Here is an 18,216-nt window from a genome sequence, read left to right as displayed (position 1 = left end):
CGCCCGGTTACATTCCGAACCCGGAAGCTAAGCCTTTCAGCGCCGATGGTACTGCAGGGGGGACCCTGTGGGAGAGTAGGACGCCGCCGAACAATTTTTAGCCTCAGTCCCCGGACCTTAGTGTCCGGGGACTGAGGCATTTTTGCGTTTACAGTCGGGTTATGCGCTATGAATTGGTCATCTTCGACAATGACGGCGTCCTCGTCGACAGCGAGCCGCTTTCCAACACCCTCCTGGCCGGCTACCTGACGGAGCTGGGGCACCCCACCTCGTACGAGGACTCCCTGCGGGACTACATGGGGGCGGCCATGCACCGAGTGCATGATCTGGTCCTGGAGAGGACCGGGCAGCGGCTGCCCGAGGACTTCGACGACACCTTCCACGGGCGGGTGTTCGCCGCCTTCGAGCGGGAGCTGGAGGTGGTCGCCGGGGTGCCGGAGATGCTGGAGAAGCTGGCCGCCGAAGAGGTGACGTACTGCGTTGCCTCCTCCGGCAGCCATGAGCGGATCCGGGTGGGGCACCGGAAGACCGGGCTGGACCGGTGGTTCCGGGAAGGCAGCGTCTTCAGTGCGCAGGACGTGGGACGGGGCAAGCCGGCGCCGGACCTGTTCCTGTATGCGGCCGAGCGGATGGGCGTCGCGCCCGAGCGGTGTGTCGTCATCGAGGACAGTCCCCTCGGGGTACGGGCGGCCCTGGCGGCCGGGATGGATGTGTACGGCTTCACGGCCATGACCCCGGCCGACAAGCTGGCCGGGGTGAACGCCTGCTTCGACGACATGCGGGAGTTGCCCGGGCTCCTCGCGTGAGTGATCTACCCATGAGTAGGGGAGCGCCTTACGCTGTGCCGCCATGACGGATGCGCGGTTGCGGCGTGGGCGGGGCTCACTGGCGGTCTCCTTCTTCGTCCAGGGGGTGACCTTCGCGCTGCTGGTGACGCGTATCCCCGCCATTCAGGACCGGTACGGGATGTCCGACGCCCTGCTGCCGGTCTTCCTCGCGGCCGTCCCCGTCCTCGCCGGTGTGGGGAGTGTGGCGGCGGGGAAGCTGGTGCGGCGGGTGGCGCCGAGCCTGGTGCTCCGGTGGGCGCAGCCCGTCGTGCTGCTGTCACTCCTGGGCGTGGGGGCGGGAGAGCGGCTGTGGCACCTGGGTGTGGCCCTGGGGGTATTCGGGCTGGCGGTCGGGGCGCTGGACGCGTCGATGAACATGCTCGGAGTGAGCCTTCAGTGCGCATACGGGCGCAGCATCATGCTCGGGTTCCACGCCGCTTACAGCCTGGGCGGGATCGTCGGGGCGTCGCTGGCGTGGGCGGCGGTGCACTGGGGGGTGGCGTTGGGCCTTTCGTACCTCTCCGTCGTCGTGGTGGCGCTGCCGGCGGTGTTGGCGGTGAGCGGGTGGTACGGGGACGGTGAGCGGCGTGCCCAAGGCCCGGCGGGGCGTCCGGTGGGTGTCCTGGTGCCTCTGTGCCTGGTGATGACGTTCGCGTACATCGGTGACTCGACGGTGGCGAACTGGAGCGCGAAGTACCTGACGGACGTGTTGGGCGGGTCGGAGGAGCTGGCGACGGTTCCGTACAACGCCTATATGGTCACGACCCTGTTGGGGCGGGCGCTCGGGGACCTCGGGGTGCGGAGGTTCGGGGCGGTGGCCGTGGTGCGGGGTGGTGCGGTGCTGGCGGCGGTCGGGTTCGGGGTGGTGGCCGGGGCGACGGGGGCGTGGGCGGGCGTGGCGGGCTTCACCGTGCTGGGGTTCGGCTTGAGCGTGCTGGTGCCGCAGACGTTCGCGGCGGCGCGTGGGGACGCGGAGGTGGCACGGCTGAACGTCTTCAACTATCTGGGCTTCCTGGTCGGGTCGCCGTTGGTGGGGGCGCTGGGGGACGCGTGGAGCTATCGCGGGGCGATGCTGGTGCCGCTGGTGTTGGTGCTGGTGACGCTGCGGTATGCCCGTTGGTTCGGTGTTGAACCGGACCGATACGGTGGCGGGCATGAGCGGCCGCGCACTGTTGATGTGGGATGACGCACTTACCGGGTACGACTTCGGGGCCGGGCACCCGATGGATCCGGTGCGGCTCGCGCTGACCATGGGGTTGGTGCGGGCGTACGGGCTGGACCGTCAGGTGGACGTGGTGGCCGCCAAGCCGGCCGGGGACTCGACGCTGCGGCTTGTGCACCGCGAGGACTACGTGGGGGCCGTACGGGCGGCCTCGGCGGACCCGGGGGCGGCGGATCAGGGTTACGGGCTGGGGACCATGGACGACCCGGCGTTCGCCGGGATGCACGAGGCGTCGGCGCTGATCGCGGGTCAGTCGGTGGGCGCGGCCGAGGCGGTGTGGCGCGGGGAGGCCGCCCACGCGGTGAACTTCGCGGGCGGGCTGCACCACGCGATGCCCGGGTCCGCGGCGGGCTTCTGCATCTACAACGACGCGTCGCTGGCGATCGCCCGGCTGCTGGAGCTGGGCGCCGAGCGGGTGGCGTACGTGGACGTGGACGTGCACCACGGGGACGGCGTCCAGGCGGCGTTCTGGGAGGACCCGAGGGTGCTGACCGTCTCGCTGCACGAGCACCCGCGCACGCTGTTCCCGGGGACCGGGTGGCCGGAGGAGACGGGCGCGGCGGGGCCCGCCGAGGGCGGCGCGGCGAACGTGGCGCTGCCGGCCGGTACGGGGGACGAGGGCTGGCTGCGGGCGTTCCACTCGGTGGTGCCCGAGCTGCTGGCGGACTTCCGGCCCCAGGTGCTGGTGACGCAGCACGGGGCGGACACGCACTTCGAGGACCCCCTGGCCCACTTGGCGGTGTCGCTGGACGCCCAGCGGGCGGTCCAGGTGGCGTGCCACGAGCTGGCGCACGAGTACGCCGAGGGGCGGTGGGTCGCGCTCGGAGGCGGCGGGTACGCGGTCGTGGACGTCGTACCGCGGTCCTGGACGCATCTGGTGGGGATCGCGGCGGACGCTCCGGTGGAGCCCGAGTCGGTGATCCCCTCGTCGTGGCGGGACGAGGTGTACGCGCGGACGCGGCAACTGGCGCCGGGGCGGATGACCGACGGCCGGTGGCCGGTGGCGTGGCGGGGCTGGGACGAGGGGTACGACCCGGCGGACCGGCTGGACCAGGCGGTGCTGGCGGCGCGGCGGGCGGTGTTCCCGCTGCGGGGGCTGCTGCCGTAGGGGTCGGCCGGTCGGTCGGGAGGGGGTCGTGGACGGCGGGTCCGTCCGTGCAGCGGTCGCCCCTCCGGCGCGGTAGTGCCCACCGGTCGTGCCCACCGCCCGGTTACGCCAACTGTGGGGTGCTGCGGCTGTTCTGGCGCCGTTTCGGGCGGGCTGCGGCAGCATCGGCAGGGTGTTGAGTACCGGTGCGCTGCGCGCGCATTTATTGGCGGCCAGGCTGGCCGGCCCGGTGGCCACCTCGCGGGAGGACAGCCTGCGGAGCTATCGCCTCTTCGCGGCCCGGGACCCTCGGGTGACGCTCGGTCTGGATCCGCGGTGGCCGTGGGACGAACGGGACCTTTTGCGGCTGATGGCCGACAAGTGCGGGGTCTCCGGCGACCCCGCGTACCGGTCCGGACCTGATGTCATCGACCCGGAGCGGACGCTGAGCGCGCTCGGCGCCTTCGCCGCGCGGCTCGGGGAGGCGGCCCGCAGGCGGGCGCCGGTGCTGCTCGGGACCGGCCATCCGCACCGACTGCTCGGTTTCTACGCCGGGCTCGCAGACGCTTTGTCGGCGGCCGGATGTCTCGTTCTCACACCCGCGAGGGGGCGATGTGTCGACATAACGACCCGGTTCGGCGTACGTACGTACAGCCTTGACTACGTACGGGGAGTCGCGTTGGTGCGGGAACCAGGGAGTGAAGGCGCCGGTTGTGAGCCCGGCGCACACACCCATTCACCACTCCCCGTCAGGGCCGCTCTGGAGGGTCTCGCGGAGGCCGGAGGACCGCTTCCGGAGCTTGTCGTCGGAGACCACGGATGGGTCTGCGGAGCAGGTCAGCTGGGTATTGAGGCTGTCGGCCTGGCCGACACGGACGACCCCGCGCTGTTCGTCGGGGAGGCGGAGGGGCGCGTGTCCGTGGCGGTCCCGATCGATGACGCTGTGCGGTCCGATTACTACCGACCGCTTACTCGCTATGTACTCAATCGAGCGTGTCTGTCACAGTAGGCGGCCGGTGGTAGCTCCTCTTCCCCACTCGTATCACCCGCCCCTAGTCTGGTGAGTGAGCGCACCGCGACGAAGAGTCACCGGAGGGGAAGCCGGTGGGCGTTGTGGGCGGAAGGTACAGGTGGGTCATGGCTGCTGCTGGCGAGAGGCCTCTCAACGAGGTCAAGTTCCTGACCGTGGCGGAAGTCGCCTCGGTGATGCGAGTGTCGAAGATGACCGTGTACCGCTTGGTGCACAGCGGTCATCTGCCGGCGATCCGGGTGGGAAGGTCATTCCGGGTTCCGGAGCAAGCGGTTCACGAGTACCTCCGTGAGTCCTTTGTGGGGGTGGAGACCGCCTAGCGGTCGATCGTGGGGGTCCCACGTACCCCTCGGATTACAAGCTCGGCGCTCTGGCCGGTAGGCTAGGCCGACGTAGGTCGTGTGGGCCCAGACGCCCCGCACCGAGATCCCCGCTCATGCGGGGGTGTTCCGAGAAGTGAGCGAGGGTAGTCGTGGGCTCTGTTATCAAGAAGCGGCGCAAGCGGATGGCCAAGAAGAAGCACCGCAAGCTGCTCAAGCGCACCCGCGTTCAGCGTCGCAACAAGAAGTAAGCGACGGCTGTACGTGCGCCATCGCGGCCCTCCCACCGGTTCCGGTGGGAGGGCCGCGGTGTTTGGCGCGGCGTCCGACGAGGTACCTCCGGGGGTGCGGCGGTCATCACAGCGCACCATTCACCCGCTACGGTGGCGCATGGACGAGGACCGAACGGAAGGCGCTGATCTTGGGAAAGGTCGTGCTCGTCACCGGCGTGGCCCGGCAGCTCGGCGGCAGGTTCGTCCGCCGGATTCAGCGGGACCCCGATGTGGAGCGGGTGATCGGCGTGGACGCCGTGCCACCCGCGCACCAGTTGGGTGCCGCGGAGTTCGTCCGGGCGGACATCCGCCAGCCCGCCATAGGGCGGGTCCTGGCGGAGTACGGGGTCGACACGGTGGTCCATATGGATGTCACCGGGACACCGCTGGGCGCCGGGGGCCGGACGGTGGTCAAGGAGACCAACGTCATCGGCACCATGCAGCTGCTCGGCGCGTGCCAGAAGTCGCCGACGGTCAGCCGGCTGGTCGTGAAGTCCAGTACGAACGTGTACGGATCCGCGCCCCGCGACCCGGCCGTCTTCATGGAGACCACCCCGCCGAAGTCCCTGCCGAGCGGAGGCTTCGCGAAGGACGCCGTCGAGGTGGAGGGCTATGTGCGGGGCTTCGCGCGCCGACGGCCCGATGTGGCGGTGTGCGTGCTGCGGTTCGCCAACATCCTCGGGCCCACGGCGGACTCCCCGCTCGCCGAGTACCTCTCACTGCCCGTCCTGCCCACGGTGTTCGGCTACGACCCGCGGCTGCAGTTCGTCCACGAGGACGACGTCATCGAGGTCCTGCGGATCGCCTCCCACGAGCCGCGGCGCGGCACGCTCAACAGCGGCACGTTCAACCTGGCCGGTGACGGGGTGCTGACGCTCTCGCAGTGCTCGCGGCGGCTGGGGCGGCCGACGGTTCCGGTGCTGATGCCGGCGGTCACATGGATCGGTTCGGCGCTGCGCACGCTCGGTGTGACCGACTTCTCACCCGAACAGATCCGGCTGCTGATGCACGGACGGGTGGTCAGCACCGCGCAGATGCGCGAGACGCTCGGGTTCGAGCCGAAGTACACGACCGCGGAGACCTTCGCGGACTTCGCGCGCAGCCGCGGCCCCGGCCTACTGCCGCCGGAGGCCCTCGCGGGGGCGGTCGACCGGATCGCCGCGTCGCAGCTGCCGTTCCTGGGTGGCGGCGGTGCGAAGACGACTCACAGCGCCGGATGAGGGAGCGCGATTCAACGATGGCGGACGCCAAGGTCATTCCGTTCGACGACGACCGGTCACGCGCGAACGGGACCGCCCCACGACCGGGGCGCCGGCGATCCCTACTGGGCGGCGGTGGACGGCGACGGAACGGTGAGGGCGCGGTGAGCCCGCTGCCAGGACCGGGGCCGCAGCCGTCCGAGGCGGCGCCCGCGGCGCCCGCCCCGGACGCGCCGTCCGCGCCGGACGCTTACGGGGCGGATGCCGGAGAGGGCGCCCCGGCCGGCAGGGGCGCCGGCCACTGGGAGCGGCGGCTGGCGGGCGGCCTGGCGTTCCTGAGGCGGCGCGTCACCGGCGAGTACGAGGTCGACGAGTTCGGGTACGACGAGGAGCTCACCGACCAGGTCCTGATGTCACTGCTGCGACCGCTGTACGAGAAGTACTTCCGCGTCGAGGTGAAGGGCATCGAGAACATCTCGTCCGAGGGCGGGGCGCTGGTGGTGGCGAACCATTCGGGGGTGCTGCCGCTGGACGGGCTGATGATGCAGGTCGCCGTGCACGACAATCACCCGGCCGGGCGGCATCTGCGGCTGCTCGCCGCGGACCTCGTCTTCATGCTGCCAGTCGTCAACGAGCTGGCCCGCAAGGCGGGGCACACACTGGCGTGCGCGGAGGACGCGGAGCGGCTGCTCCAGCGCGGCGAGGTCGTCGGGGTGATGCCGGAGGGCTTCAAGGGCATCGGGAAGCCCTTCAGCGAGCGCTACAAGCTCCAGCGGTTCGGCCGCGGCGGTTTCGTGTCGACCGCGCTGCGGGCGGGTGCGCCGATCGTGCCGTGCTCGATCGTGGGGGCGGAGGAGATCTACCCCATGATCGGCAATGTGAAGACCCTCGCGCGGGTGCTGGGCATTCCGTACTTCCCCGTCACCCCGACGTTCCCCTGGCTGGGGCCGCTGGGCGCGGTGCCGCTGCCGACGAAGTGGACGATCCAGTTCGGTGAGCCGATCCCGACGGACCACTTCCCGCCGGAGGCGGCGGAGGACCCCATGCTGATGTTCAACCTGACGGACCAGGTGCGGGAACAGATTCAACACACGCTGTACAAGCTGCTGGTGCAGCGGCGGTCGGTGTTCTTCTGACGAATCTGGTTCTTCCGACGAACGGCTGATGGGTGGGTGCCCTCCTCGGGGAGGCCACCCACCCATCGGTCTGTCCGCTACCTCGCGTCTTCCTCGTCGATGCCCAGGCCCGGGATGATGCCGGGGAGGATCGGCGGGATCGTGACGTCCGGGGCCGGCGGCGCGGAGGGCTGACTACTGCCGCCGCCGCTGCCGCTGCCCGTGGCCGGGGGCGGCGTGGTCGGGTCCGGTTCGAGCAGGCCGCCCGTGTTGCCGCCGAGCAGGCCGTCGTCCTTCGCCGCGCCGGACCCGGAACCGGAGGGGCCGGGCTTGCTGCTGCTGCCCGAGGGCCGGGACTCCGGGGTGGACGGGGCCTGGCGGGACGGTCGGGAGCCGGAGGATTCCTCGGTGGCGCCCGGCCGGCCGGATCCCCTGCTGTCGCTCCGCTCCGGGGGTTGCGGCAGCTGGGACTGGAGAGGCCCGACCTCTTCGTCTATGGCGGCGAAGACGTCGCTCACCTCGTCCCGTACGTCGGTGAGCTGGACGGGCAGCCGGTCGCGCAGGCCGTTCCAGGCCTCCCGGTGGTTGCGGGCGAACGAATTGAGCGTGGCCATCGGGGCGATGGTGCCGCCCTTCTCGTACGCCAGGCGGAGCAGCCGGTGGCCTTCGGTGGCGTCGTGCTTCATGCCGTTGAGCGCTCGCCGAATCTCACCCAGGGACTCATGGTCCAGAGCCCCGGACCGGTCGCGCTCGATCAGGCGACGGGCCTCGTTGAGCCGGGTGGAGGCCTGGTCGAGGTAGATCTCGCCCCGGTCGGCGTCGTCGTCCGCCATACCGAGCTTGAGGTCTTCCATACCCCGCTTGAGCCCATAGAGCGAGTCACCGGGGAGGGCGTCGGAACTGGCAGCGGCCACCCCGCTGAACGCGCCCGCCGCCACTCCGACCGTGAGGCCGCCGGCGGCGAGCCCCTTCGACCAGCGCGAACGGGGCCGCAACTTCCGGAGCGCGGTGGCCCGGTGGGCACCCCGCCCGGTCGCCGCCCGCTGCTCCGGCACCGTAGGGCCCGCGGATGCGCTCCCTTCGGCGAACATCGCTTCCATGGCGGCGACGAGCTGGGCTCGCTGCACCACCTTCACTTCGGGGTCCAACTCCGGCTTTCGCAGCTCGGCGAGACCGTTCGCCAGGGCCAACAGCCGACCCTGCTCGGTCGGTTCGACCGATGCCTCGGGCTGCTCGGCCGCCTGCTCTTCCAGGGCCTGGGCGAAGGCGTTCGCCCGCCGGTGCGCCGATACGTTCGCGATCACTGGCGGCACCTCCTCTCGTCATCACGGTCGACTCCCCGGGGGTTCCGGAAGGTTGCACACCTTGAGCACATCCACACGAACGAGTGAGTGGCTGGGGTCAGGGTGTGACCACAGGGAGCCTGCATCCCGAACAACGAGCGGCTCGGCACTTGGGTTACGCACGAAAGATGATCGGACCAGCGCGTCATCGAGGCGTCACCGACGGTGAGTTGGGGTACGGGGTCAGCGGGCGTCTTCGGGCAGCAGACGGGCCAGGGTGCGGACCGCCCGGTACTGGAGGGTCTTGATCGCACCTTCGTTCTTGCCCATGACGCGGGCGGTCTCCGCGACGGACAGGCCCTGGAGGAAGCGCAGGGTCACGCACTCCTGCTGCTGCGGGTTCAGCTTGCGGACCGCCTCCAGGAGGGCGGCGTTGGAGAGGGACTCCAGGACCGAGTCCTCCGGGCTGCGCTCGACCTCGTTGGCGTCGAGCATTTCGCCGGTGGTCACTTCCAGTCGGAATCGGCTCGACTTGAAGTGGTCGGCGACCAGGTTGCGAGCGATGGTGACCAGCCAGGCGCCGAAATCGCGCCCCTGCCAGGTGAAGGTGGAGATCCGGCGCAGGGCGCGCAGGAACGTCTCACTGGTCAGGTCCTCGGCCGTCGCCTTCCCGCCGACGCGGTAGTAGATGTAGCGGTAGACGGTGTCGCTGTACTGGTCGTACAGGCGGCCGAAGGCGTCGGCCTCGCCGGCCTGGGCGCGCTCGACCAGTTCCATCATGCGTGCGCTGTCGCTGTCGGCGGTGGGTCGGCGGGCGGTGGTCGAGGTGCCCGAACCGCCCCGGCCGCCGCGTCTCCCGACGGCTGCACCGCCGTCGGCGAGGGCATAGCAAGGACCGGCGAGTGCCGGTGAGGCGAAGGCCGGGACGGCGTACGCGGTGGGGACGAAGCCGCGCAGATGGTCGATGACCGTCGCGCGGAGCGTAGCCAGGCCCGAGGCGTCAACCCCGACGTGTGGGTACACGGGACTCCCAGAGGCAGAGCTTCCATCACGTGCAGTACGGAACCTTTCACCCGTCGTAGCGACGGGTGGGGGTCTCGTATGCGTCTGAGGAGAATAACGCTTAGTGCAGGGAGCGCTACGCCGAGTTGCTCAAATCATCGATTCAGTCGCTTCTCTTGCGTCTACGCGGCTGATCAAGTCGCACTTCGTGACCAGTTATTGATCGGATTACTTCGATAAGTGCTTGGGTGCGGGATCTCTTGTGCCCGAGTGCGTACGGGGCGACTGGCACGGGTCCGAGGGGGGTAAGAGGCTCGGATTGGCCGCGGGCGGAGGGCGGCCGAGGGCGGCCGCAGGGGAAGAGGGAGCGAGGCGGGCGCGGCGGGGTGCCGGGCGCGGCCGTCAGCGGCGGCGGCGGTGGAGGGCCACGGCGGCGGCCGTACCGCCGGCGATGGCGCCGACGCCCGCGGCGGCCGGGATGCCCACCTTGGCCGCCTTGCGGCCCGTGCGGTAGTCGCGCAGCCGCCACTCGCGCTCGCGCGCGTACCGGCGCAGCTTGGTGTCCGGGTTGATGGCGTAGGGGTGGCCCACCAGGGACAGCATGGGGATGTCGTTGTGGCTGTCGCTGTACGCCGCACAGCGCGACAGGTCCAGGCCCTCGGCGGCGGCCAGGGCCCGGACCGCCTCGGCCTTGGCTGGGCCGTGCAGGGGCTCGCCGACGAGTTTGCCGGTGTAGACGCCGTCGACGGATTCGGCGACCGTGCCGAGCGCCCCCGTCAGGCCCAGGCGGCGGGCGATGATGGTCGCTGTCTCGACGGGCGCGGCGGTGACCAGCCAGACCCTCTGGCCGGCGTCCAGGTGGGCCTGGGCCAGGGCGCGGGTGCCGGGCCAGATGCGGTCGGCCATGTACTCGTCGTAGATCTCCTCGCCGATGGTCATCAGTTCGGAGACGCGGTGGCCCTTGACGATGGACAGCGCGCTGTCGCGGGCGTCCTGCATGTGCTCGGGGTCCTCGACGCCGGCGAGCCGGAACCAGGCCTGCTGCCAGGCGAATCGGGCGAGCTCCCGGCGCTGGAAGAACTTCCGCTTGTACAGCCCGCGGCCGAAGTGGAAGATCGCGGCGCCCTGCATCACCGTGTTGTCGAGGTCGAAGAAGGCGGCGGCGTGCTCGTCGCCGGGCACGGGGAACAGGGGTTCGGGCGCCGGCTGCGAGGTCTTGCGGGCGGCCTCGGCCGACGCTTCGCCCGCCAGCACGCTGCGCGCGGTGGCGGAACGCCTATGAGGAGTGAGCCATCCCAGTGCGGCCATGTCGTGAGCATAGCCACTGTGTTCGGTCCTTCCCGACTCGTGGGGATGCCATGGCGTGAACTCTGTGGGGCGCAGGTGTGACGCGGGCGGAGAATGGGTGCATGTTCGGACGTACGAAGAAGAAGGCCGGTCCGCGGACGGTGACCCTGATCGGGAAGCCCGGGTGCCACCTGTGCGACGACGCGCGGGTGGTGATCCAGCAGGTGTGTGCGGAGACGGGCGCGGTGTGGGAGGAGAAGGACATCCTCCAGGACGAGGAACTGCACCGGGCGTACTGGGAGCAGATCCCGGTCGTCCTCGTGGACGGCGAGCAGCACACGTTCTGGAAGGTCGACGCCGGTCGTCTGCGGCGCGCGCTGGAGGCGTGACGCTCGTGCGGCGCGGCGCGGCGTGGTGCGGCGCGGCGTGGTGCGGTGCGGCGTGGTGCGGTGCCGTGCGCGGCGCGGCGGGCTGCCGGCGGGTGGGGGCGTGGCCCCGCCGGGCTCACCCCGGTCGTACGCCGGGCGAGGAGGGGTCGTGGCGGGCCGCCCCGCAGGGGTTCGGCGGGCCTGCCACGGCTGTGCGCCGCGGGGCTGAGGGCGGTGGGTGACTGGGAAAGACGGTTACCATCGTGTGCGTTTTGTTGCGCTTCGGGGGCGTGGTCATGAGGAGTGTGTACGGCTTTGTCCCCTGCGGCTCGCGAACGGACTGAGGTTCCCCTCGGTTCCGGGATGGCGCGAACGATTCGCGTGAGCCCGGTCACTTTGCGCGGACAAAATGGACACCATCTTTGTGCACGCGTTCACAAAGACATAGCCTGCTGTCGACGGGGCGGTCTTGGTACGTATGGCCGCCTGCAGCCCCGCTCATCCCGCAGGAGCACCGTGGCAACTGGCCGAACACACCGACCGGCGACCCGTAGCCGAGGAATCCCCGAGGCCACCGTCGCCAGGCTTCCGCTGTATCTGCGGGCGCTCACCGCACTGTCGGAGCGCTCCGTACCCACGGTCTCCTCCGAGGAGCTCGCGGCGGCGGCGGGGGTCAATTCCGCGAAGCTGCGCAAGGACTTCTCGTACCTCGGCTCGTACGGCACCCGTGGCGTCGGTTACGACGTCGAGTACCTCGTCTACCAGATCTCCCGTGAGCTGGGGCTGACCCAGGACTGGCCGATCGTCATGGTCGGTATCGGTAACCTCGGCGCCGCCCTCGCCAACTACGGCGGGTTCGCGTCCCGTGGGTTCCGCGTCGCCGCCCTGATCGACGCCGACCCCTCGATGGTGGGCAGGCCGGTCGCGGGCATGCCGGTCCAGTTCATCGACGACCTCGAGAAGATCGTCGCCGAGAACGGCGTCTCGATCGGCGTCATCGCCACGCCCGCCGGCGCCGCGCAGCAGGTCTGTGACCGGCTGGTCGCCGCCGGGGTGACCTCCATCCTGAACTTCGCGCCGACCGTACTGTCCGTGCCCGACGGCGTGGACGTACGGAAGGTCGACCTCTCCATCGAGCTGCAGATCCTCGCCTTCCACGAGCAGCGCAAGGCCGGCGAGGAGACGGGCGGCGAGGCGGTCCTGCCTCCGGTCGTCCGCGACGCGGCCGCCGCCACGCCCGCCGAGGGCCGGAAGGGACCTGACGGGGACATGCCCGCCGTGATGCCGGCATGAGCCTCCTCGTCGTCGGTCTCAGCCACCGCAGCGCCCCCGTCAGCGTGCTGGAGCGGGCCTCCCTCGACTCCGACACGCGCGGCAAGCTGCTCCACGACACCCTCGCCGCCGAACCGGCCGCCGAGGCCACCGTCCTGGCCACCTGCAACCGCATCGAGCTGTACGCCGACGTGGACAAGTTCCACGCGGGCGTCGCCGAGCTGTCCACCCTCCTCGCCCAGCACAGCGGGGTCGGGCTGGAGGAGCTCACGCCCTACCTGTACGTGCACTACGAGGACCGGGCCGTCCACCACCTCTTCTCGGTGGCGTGCGGGCTGGACTCCATGGTCGTCGGCGAGGGCCAGATCCTCGGCCAGATCAAGGACGCCCTCGCGCTCGGGCAGGAGCTGCACACCGCCGGGCGGCTGCTGAACGACCTGTTCCAGCAGGCCCTGCGGGTCGGCAAGCGGGCCCACAGCGAGACCGGCATCGACCGGGCCGGTCAGTCGCTCGTCACCTTCGGGCTGGAGCAACTGGCCGCCGGTGGCGACGTCGCCGCCTGGGCCGAGGGCAAGCGGGCGCTCGTCATCGGCGCCGGGTCGATGTCCTCGCTGGCCGCCGCCACGCTCGCGCGCGCCGGGGTCGGCGAGATCGTCATCGCCAACCGGACGGTGGAGCGTGCCGAACGGCTCGTACAGATCCTGACCGAGCCCGGGGGTACGGGGGTGGCCGCGCGTGCGGTGGCCATGACCGCCGTGAGCGACGAACTGACACGTGCCGACGTGGTCGTGTCCTGCACGGGGGCCACCGGGCTGGTGCTGACCGGGGCGGCCGTGGAGAGCGCGACCGCGGGGCGTACCGCGCCGCTCGCGCTGCTCGACCTCGCCATGCCCCGCGACATCGACGCCGCCGTGCACCGGCTGGCGGGCATCCGGCTCGTCGACATCGAGTCGCTCGCCGACGCCTCCGCCGACGCGCCGATGGCCGCCGACGTGGACCAGGTGCGCGGCATCGTCGCCGACGAGGTCGCCGCCTTCGGCGCCGCCCAGCGCGCCGCGCACATCACCCCCACCGTCGTCGCGCTGCGCACCATGGCCGCCGACGTCGTCGCGGGGGAGATGGCCCGGCTGGAGGGGCGGCTGCCCGGCCTGGACGACAAGCAGCGCGCCGAGATCACCCAGACCGTGCGCCGTGTGGTGGACAAGCTCCTCCACGCGCCGACCGTGCGGGTCAAGCAGCTCGCCAGCGAGCCCGGCGGCGCCGGGTACGCGGACGCGCTGCGCACACTCTTCGACCTCGACCCGGAGACGGTCGCCTCCGTCAGCCGGGCCGACATGAACGACCCGAATAGAGGGCGAGTATGACCGAGAGGGCATTGAGACTCGGGACCAGGCGCAGCAAGCTCGCCATGGCCCAGTCCGGCCATGTCGCGGACGCGGTGCGGCAGCTGACCGGGCGCCCCGTGGAGCTCGTGGAGATCACCACCTACGGCGACACCTCCCGCGAGAACCTCGCGCAGATCGGCGGCACCGGCGTCTTCGTCACCGCGCTGCGCGACGCGCTGCTCGCCGGTGAGGTCGACTTCGCGGTGCACTCGCTGAAGGACCTGCCGACCGCCCAGCCCGACGACCTGGTGCTCGCGGCGATCCCGCGGCGCGAGGACCCGCGTGACGTGCTGGTCGCCCGCGACGGCCTCCGGTTCGAGCAGCTTCCGGCCGGTGCCCGCGTGGGTACCGGTTCGCCGCGGCGCATGGCGCAGCTCAACGCGTACGCGCGGGCCCACGGCATGGAGATCGAGTGCGTCGCCATTCGGGGGAATATCGACACGCGCATCGGCTACGTACGCAACGGGGAGCTGGACGCGGTGGTACTCGCCGCGGCCGGGCTCAACCGCATCGGGCGTAGTGAGGAGGTCACCGACTTCCTGTCGGTCGACACCGTTCTGCCCGCGCCCGGCCAGGGCGCGCTGGCGATCGAGTGCACGGCGGCGAACACCGACCTCGCCGCCGCGCTCGCCGAGCTCGACGACCCGCACACCCGGGCCGCCGTGACCGCCGAGCGGTCCCTGCTCGCCGCCCTGGAGGCCGGCTGCTCCGCACCCGTGGGTGCGTTGGCCGACCTTCCCCCACTCTCGGCTCCGCTCGAGTGGGAGGACCCCCAGGCCGATGCGCAGGTTGTTCATGAGATGCGCCTGCGGGGCGTCGTCGGCACGACCGACGGCTCCACGCTGGTGCAGTTGTCCACCACCGGTCCCGTACCCACGTCGCACGGCGACGCTGTCGCGCTCGGTCGCGAACTCGCGTCCGAGATGCTGGCGAAGGGTGCGGCCGGTCTTATGGGGGAGCGAGCACTTTGAGCCCCATCACTGCATCCAAGGCTTCCTCCGCGTTCTCCGCGTGCGGGCACGTCACCTTCCTGGGCGCCGGACCCGGTGATCCGGGGCTGCTGACCCTGCGCGCCGTCGAGGCCCTGTCAGGCGCTGACGTACTGATCGCCGAGCCGGATGTGCTCGACGTCGTACGCGGCCATGCGCGGGCGGGCGTGAGCACGCCTGAGCTGACGGTCGTTGACGACGCGTCAATGCCCGCCGGGGTCCCCGTGTTGAGGGATGCGACCAATCTTGTCATGGAGGCCGCGCGGGGCGGCAAGCGGGTCGTCCGTGCGGTGAGCGGTGACCCGGGGCTCGACGGCAACGCGGGTGCCGAGATGCTCGCCTGCGCCGCGGAGGGCATTCCCTTCGAGGTCGTGCCCGGTGTCGCCGCGGCCGTGGGTGTGCCGGCGTACGCCGGTGTGCCGCTGCGGGACGCGGAGGGCGCCGACGTGCGCTTCGTGGACGCGCGGACCGCGAGCGAGCGCTGCTGGACGGAGGTGGGCGCCTCGGACGGCACGGTGGTCGTGTCGACGACGCTCGACTCCGTGGCGGCCGCGGCCGGTGAACTGGTGTCGGCGGGCCGTAAGCCCGACACCCCGCTGACCGTGACGGTGGCCGGTACGACCACCCGGCAGCGGACGTGGACGGCGACGCTCGGCTCGATCGCGCAGGTGCTCAAGCAGGCGAAGGTGCTGCCCTCGCCCGAGGGGCACCAGCCCGTCATAGCCGTGGTCGGTGAGCGCAGCGCCGCCGCCCAGCGCGACCAGCTCGCGTGGTTCGAGTCCAAGCCGCTGTTCGGCTGGAAGGTCCTCGTGCCGCGCACCAAGGAGCAGGCGGCGTCGCTCTCCGACCAGCTTCGGTCCTACGGCGCCGTGCCGAGCGAGGTCCCGACCATCGCCGTCGAGCCGCCGCGTACGCCGCAGCAGATGGAGCGCGCGGTCAAGGGGCTCGTGACCGGGCGGTACGAGTGGATCGCCTTCACGTCGGTCAACGCGGTGAAGGCGGTGCGGGAGAAGTTCGAGGAGTACGGGCTCGACGCCCGTGCCTTCGCCGGGATCAAGGTCGCGGCGGTCGGCGAGCAGACCGCCGCGTCGTTGGTCGAGTTCGGTGTGAAGCCGGACCTGGTGCCGAGCGGCGAGCAGTCGGCGGCCGGGCTGCTGGAGGACTGGCCGCCGTACGACCCGGTCTTCGACCCGATCGACCGCGTCTTCCTGCCGCGGGCCGACATCGCCACGGAGACGCTGGTCGCCGGGCTGATCGAGCTCGGGTGGGAGGTGGACGACGTCACCGCCTACCGGACCGTGCGCGCCTCGCCGCCGCCGGCCGAGACGCGGGAGGCGATCAAGGGCGGTGGGTTCGACGCGGTGCTGTTCACGTCGTCGAGCACGGTGCGGAACCTGGTCGGCATCGCCGGCAAGCCGCACAACGTGACGGTGATCGCGTGCATCGGTCCGGCGACCGCCAAGACGGCGGAGGAGCACGGGCTGCGGGTGGACGTGCTGTCGCCGGAGCCGTCCGTGCACAAGCTGGCCGAGGCGCTGGCCGAGTTCGGGCTCCGGCGCCGGGCCGCGGCCGTGGAGGCCGGCGACCCGGTCACCCGGCCGAGCGAGCGGCGCCCGGGTGCGCGGCGGAGGCGTACGACCTGACGGTCGGGGCGGCGCCCTTGTGCGGGGCGCTGCCCATGTGCGGGGGCGTCGCCCTTGTGCGGGGGCGTCGCCGTGACGCCCGTCCGGTGACCCCGCACGGCTTCTGGTGGCGCGGGTGCCGGGCGGGGCCTTCCGGCACGCTGTCGGCAAGAGCACGGGTGAGGCGGGCGTAGCGTGGGCGTATGACTTCGTACGGATCCTTCCCCGGTTCGCGGCCGCGGCGGCTGCGGACGACTCCCGTGATGCGGCGGATGGTCGCGGAGACGCGGCTGCATCCGGCCGATCTGATCCTGCCCGCGTTCGTGCGCGAGGGCGTGAGCGAGCCGGTGCCGATCTCGGCGATGCCCGGGGTCGTGCAGCACACGCGGGACACGCTGCGGAAGGCCGCCGTGGAGGCGGTCGAGGCCGGGGTGTCCGGGATCATGCTCTTCGGCGTGCCGGAGGACGCCAAGAAGGACGCGCTCGGGACCGCCGGCACCGATCCTGACGGGATCCTTCAGGTCGCCATTCGCGACGTGCGGGCCGAGGTCGGGGACGATCTGGTGATCATGTCGGACCTCTGTCTCGACGAGTACACCGATCACGGGCATTGCGGGGTTCTCGACGCGGAGGGGCGCGTCGACAATGACGCGACCCTGGAGCGGTACGCCGAGATGGCGCAGGTCCAGGCGGACGCGGGCGTCCATGTGGTGGGGCCCAGCGGGATGATGGACGGCCAGGTCGGGGTGGTCCGGGACGCCCTGGACACCATCGGCAAGGAGGACGTGGCGGTGCTCGCCTACTCGGTGAAGTACGCGTCTGCGTTCTACGGGCCGTTCCGTGAGGCGGTCGGGTCGTCACTGAAGGGCGACCGGAAGACGTACCAGCAGGACGCGGCCAATGTGCGCGAGTCGATGCGGGAGCTGGCGCTCGATCTGGAAGAGGGCGCCGACATGGTGATGGTCAAGCCGGCCGGGCCTTATCTGGATGTGCTGGCGAAGGTCGCCGACGCGGTGGACGTGCCGGTCGCGGCGTACCAGATCAGCGGTGAGTACGCGATGATCGAGGCCGCCGCCGAGAAGGGCTGGATCGAGCGCGACAAGGCGATCCTGGAGTCCCTGACGGGCATCAGGCGGGCGGGCGCCCACATGATCCTCACCTACTGGGCGACCGAGGTCGCCCAGCGGCTCGGAAGGTCCTAGGTCCTAGTCCCACCAGAACGTCCACTCGTGGCGGTCGAGTACCTCCTCGGCGGCGTAGGCGTGGAGTGTTTCGTACCCGTCCCAGACGTTGTCCGGGCAGAAGGCGTAGTGCTCGGCCGCCACGGCGAGGGCGTCGGGCATCGTGCGGGGCGGCGCGGCGACGGAGACGGTGAGGAGATCGGGGCCCAGGCCCACGACCCGTATGCCGAACCGGTCCTCCCAGGAGCGGAGCACGGCGGAGAGCCGGACGGCGTCGGTGTGGTTGGTGGCGCCGCCCCAGCCGAGGACGGCCGGGATGTCGGCGCTGCGGCGGGCCGGGACCAGGGCGCCGCGGGCTCCCTTCAACCAGTCGTCGTCGCCGGTCAGTTCGGCCGTGACGCGGGCGGCGGTGTCGTCCGGGTCGGTGCCGCCCTCGCCGGGCGGGGCCAGGCCGGGCCAGGTGGCGGAGAAGGGCGCAACGGTGTCGGCGTCCTCTTCCTCCTGCGCGAGCTCGGCCCAGAGGTCGGCCAGTGTCGTGGCCGGGTCGTGGTCGTCGGGGTCGGCCACCTGGGTGGTGTGGAAATACTGGGTCTCGGTGAGCAGCACGGGCTGCATGCCTGCGGCTTCCCGGGCGGGCAGGAGGCGTGCCCAGGTGTCGGGCGTGGCGGGTTCGTCCGCGTACCAGAGCGAGGGCTGGACGCGCGGGGTGCCGGGCGGCAGGTCCAGGCCCAGCGCGTTCGGGTTGATGACCATGG

The 18,216-nt window shown here is 71.3% G+C and carries 18 protein-coding genes and 1 rRNA gene; 15 read left to right on the top strand and 4 right to left on the bottom strand.

Annotated elements, in window-relative coordinates:
* From rrf to ACZ6C1_RS27130, 9 genes are all read left to right on the top strand, one after another.
* Nucleotides 1-92: ribosomal RNA gene (rrf, locus tag ACZ6C1_RS27170) — 5S ribosomal RNA — on the top strand; the annotation flags it as partial.
* A gap of 69 nt (nt 93-161) precedes the next feature.
* On the top strand, nt 162-806 hold the full coding sequence (locus tag ACZ6C1_RS27165) for an HAD family hydrolase (protein WP_469244092.1): 645 nt from the start codon (nt 162-164) through the stop codon (nt 804-806).
* A 43-nt stretch (nt 807-849) separates the two neighbouring features.
* Nucleotides 850-2,013 (top strand): MFS transporter, encoded by a 1,164-nt coding sequence (locus ACZ6C1_RS27160; protein ID WP_469244091.1) that lies wholly within the window; start codon nt 850-852, stop codon nt 2,011-2,013.
* The gene (locus ACZ6C1_RS27155; protein ID WP_469244089.1) at nt 1,982-3,157 is read left to right on the top strand and encodes an acetoin utilization protein AcuC; all 1,176 of its coding nucleotides are present in this window, start codon (nt 1,982-1,984) and stop codon (nt 3,155-3,157) included. The genes ACZ6C1_RS27160 and ACZ6C1_RS27155 overlap by 32 nt, the downstream gene beginning before the upstream one ends.
* A gap of 172 nt (nt 3,158-3,329) precedes the next feature.
* Nucleotides 3,330-4,145 carry a phosphatase gene (locus ACZ6C1_RS27150; protein WP_469244087.1) on the top strand — a complete coding sequence of 272 codons (816 nt, stop codon included), beginning with the start codon at nt 3,330-3,332 and terminating at the stop codon, nt 4,143-4,145.
* Between the two features lie 128 nt (nt 4,146-4,273).
* On the top strand, nt 4,274-4,486 hold the full coding sequence (locus ACZ6C1_RS27145; protein WP_064070100.1) for a helix-turn-helix domain-containing protein: 213 nt from the start codon (nt 4,274-4,276) through the stop codon (nt 4,484-4,486).
* 152 nt (nt 4,487-4,638) lie between these two features.
* Entirely contained in the window at nt 4,639-4,737 is a 99-nt protein-coding gene (locus tag ACZ6C1_RS27140; protein ID WP_003948845.1) for a 30S ribosomal protein bS22, read from the top strand.
* A gap of 170 nt (nt 4,738-4,907) precedes the next feature.
* Nucleotides 4,908-5,978 (top strand): NAD-dependent epimerase/dehydratase family protein, encoded by a 1,071-nt coding sequence (locus ACZ6C1_RS27135; protein ID WP_469244085.1) that lies wholly within the window; start codon nt 4,908-4,910, stop codon nt 5,976-5,978.
* Nucleotides 5,979-5,995: 17 nt separating this feature from the next.
* Nucleotides 5,996-7,093 carry a lysophospholipid acyltransferase family protein gene (locus ACZ6C1_RS27130; protein WP_469244083.1) on the top strand — a complete coding sequence of 366 codons (1,098 nt, stop codon included), beginning with the start codon at nt 5,996-5,998 and terminating at the stop codon, nt 7,091-7,093.
* A gap of 77 nt (nt 7,094-7,170) precedes the next feature.
* Here the strand turns inward: ACZ6C1_RS27130 and ACZ6C1_RS27125 are convergent, their stop codons facing one another.
* The 3 genes from ACZ6C1_RS27125 to ACZ6C1_RS27115 all read right to left on the bottom strand — a co-directional run bounded on the left by ACZ6C1_RS27125 (nt 7,171) and on the right by ACZ6C1_RS27115 (nt 10,665).
* Complete coding sequence (locus ACZ6C1_RS27125) at nt 7,171-8,376, bottom strand: DUF5667 domain-containing protein (protein WP_469244081.1); 1,206 nt, start codon at nt 8,374-8,376, stop codon at nt 7,171-7,173.
* A 222-nt stretch (nt 8,377-8,598) separates the two neighbouring features.
* The gene (locus ACZ6C1_RS27120; RefSeq protein ID WP_084907479.1) at nt 8,599-9,378 is read right to left on the bottom strand and encodes an ECF subfamily RNA polymerase sigma factor, BldN family; all 780 of its coding nucleotides are present in this window, start codon (nt 9,376-9,378) and stop codon (nt 8,599-8,601) included.
* A 381-nt stretch (nt 9,379-9,759) separates the two neighbouring features.
* Complete coding sequence (locus tag ACZ6C1_RS27115) at nt 9,760-10,665, bottom strand: HAD family hydrolase (RefSeq protein WP_469244079.1); 906 nt, start codon at nt 10,663-10,665, stop codon at nt 9,760-9,762.
* Nucleotides 10,666-10,766: 101 nt separating this feature from the next.
* Between ACZ6C1_RS27115 and ACZ6C1_RS27110 the strand changes: the two genes are divergently transcribed.
* The 6 genes from ACZ6C1_RS27110 (at nt 10,767) to hemB (ending at nt 17,482) form a co-directional block, all read left to right on the top strand.
* A complete protein-coding gene (locus ACZ6C1_RS27110) occupies nt 10,767-11,033 on the top strand; it encodes a glutaredoxin family protein (RefSeq protein WP_469244077.1) in 267 nt (88 codons plus the stop codon).
* Between the two features lie 495 nt (nt 11,034-11,528).
* A complete protein-coding gene (locus ACZ6C1_RS27105; protein ID WP_064070093.1) occupies nt 11,529-12,305 on the top strand; it encodes a redox-sensing transcriptional repressor Rex in 777 nt (258 codons plus the stop codon).
* Nucleotides 12,302-13,648 (top strand): glutamyl-tRNA reductase, encoded by a 1,347-nt coding sequence (locus ACZ6C1_RS27100; RefSeq protein ID WP_469244075.1) that lies wholly within the window; start codon nt 12,302-12,304, stop codon nt 13,646-13,648. The genes ACZ6C1_RS27105 and ACZ6C1_RS27100 overlap by 4 nt, the downstream gene beginning before the upstream one ends.
* The gene (gene hemC, locus ACZ6C1_RS27095; RefSeq protein ID WP_469244073.1) at nt 13,645-14,640 is read left to right on the top strand and encodes a hydroxymethylbilane synthase; all 996 of its coding nucleotides are present in this window, start codon (nt 13,645-13,647) and stop codon (nt 14,638-14,640) included. The genes ACZ6C1_RS27100 and hemC overlap by 4 nt, the downstream gene beginning before the upstream one ends.
* Nucleotides 14,637-16,301: a bifunctional uroporphyrinogen-III C-methyltransferase/uroporphyrinogen-III synthase gene (locus ACZ6C1_RS27090; RefSeq protein WP_469244071.1), complete on the top strand. Its 1,665-nt coding sequence runs from the start codon at nt 14,637-14,639 to the stop codon at nt 16,299-16,301. The genes hemC and ACZ6C1_RS27090 overlap by 4 nt, the downstream gene beginning before the upstream one ends.
* Before the next feature lie 182 nt (nt 16,302-16,483).
* A complete protein-coding gene (gene hemB, locus ACZ6C1_RS27085) occupies nt 16,484-17,482 on the top strand; it encodes a porphobilinogen synthase (protein ID WP_469244069.1) in 999 nt (332 codons plus the stop codon).
* Nucleotides 17,483-17,485: 3 nt separating this feature from the next.
* Here the strand turns inward: hemB and ACZ6C1_RS27080 are convergent, their stop codons facing one another.
* On the bottom strand, nt 17,486-18,214 hold the full coding sequence (locus tag ACZ6C1_RS27080) for a DUF4253 domain-containing protein (RefSeq protein ID WP_469244067.1): 729 nt from the start codon (nt 18,212-18,214) through the stop codon (nt 17,486-17,488).
* Between the last annotated feature and the right edge of the window lie 2 nt (nt 18,215-18,216).

The organism is Streptomyces sp. NPDC041796, assembly GCF_055590785.1.
Note: the sequence above shows the minus strand (reverse complement) of the source record. Positions and strands in the feature narration are given on the sequence as shown.

Coding starts and splice junctions, on each gene's coding strand:
- ACZ6C1_RS27165 (WP_469244092.1), top strand. CDS start 162: ATGCGCTATGAATTGGTCATCTTCGACAATGACGGCGTCCTCGTCGAC.
- ACZ6C1_RS27160 (WP_469244091.1), top strand. CDS start 850: ATGACGGATGCGCGGTTGCGGCGTGGGCGGGGCTCACTGGCGGTCTCC.
- ACZ6C1_RS27155 (WP_469244089.1), top strand. CDS start 1,982: ATGAGCGGCCGCGCACTGTTGATGTGGGATGACGCACTTACCGGGTAC.
- ACZ6C1_RS27145 (WP_064070100.1), top strand. CDS start 4,274: ATGGCTGCTGCTGGCGAGAGGCCTCTCAACGAGGTCAAGTTCCTGACC.
- ACZ6C1_RS27130 (WP_469244083.1), top strand. CDS start 5,996: ATGGCGGACGCCAAGGTCATTCCGTTCGACGACGACCGGTCACGCGCG.
- ACZ6C1_RS27115 (WP_469244079.1), bottom strand. CDS start 10,665: ATGGCCGCACTGGGATGGCTCACTCCTCATAGGCGTTCCGCCACCGCG.
- ACZ6C1_RS27110 (WP_469244077.1), top strand. CDS start 10,767: ATGTTCGGACGTACGAAGAAGAAGGCCGGTCCGCGGACGGTGACCCTG.
- ACZ6C1_RS27100 (WP_469244075.1), top strand. CDS start 12,302: ATGAGCCTCCTCGTCGTCGGTCTCAGCCACCGCAGCGCCCCCGTCAGC.
- hemC (WP_469244073.1), top strand. CDS start 13,645: ATGACCGAGAGGGCATTGAGACTCGGGACCAGGCGCAGCAAGCTCGCC.
- hemB (WP_469244069.1), top strand. CDS start 16,484: ATGACTTCGTACGGATCCTTCCCCGGTTCGCGGCCGCGGCGGCTGCGG.
- ACZ6C1_RS27080 (WP_469244067.1), bottom strand. CDS start 18,214: ATGGTCATCAACCCGAACGCGCTGGGCCTGGACCTGCCGCCCGGCACC.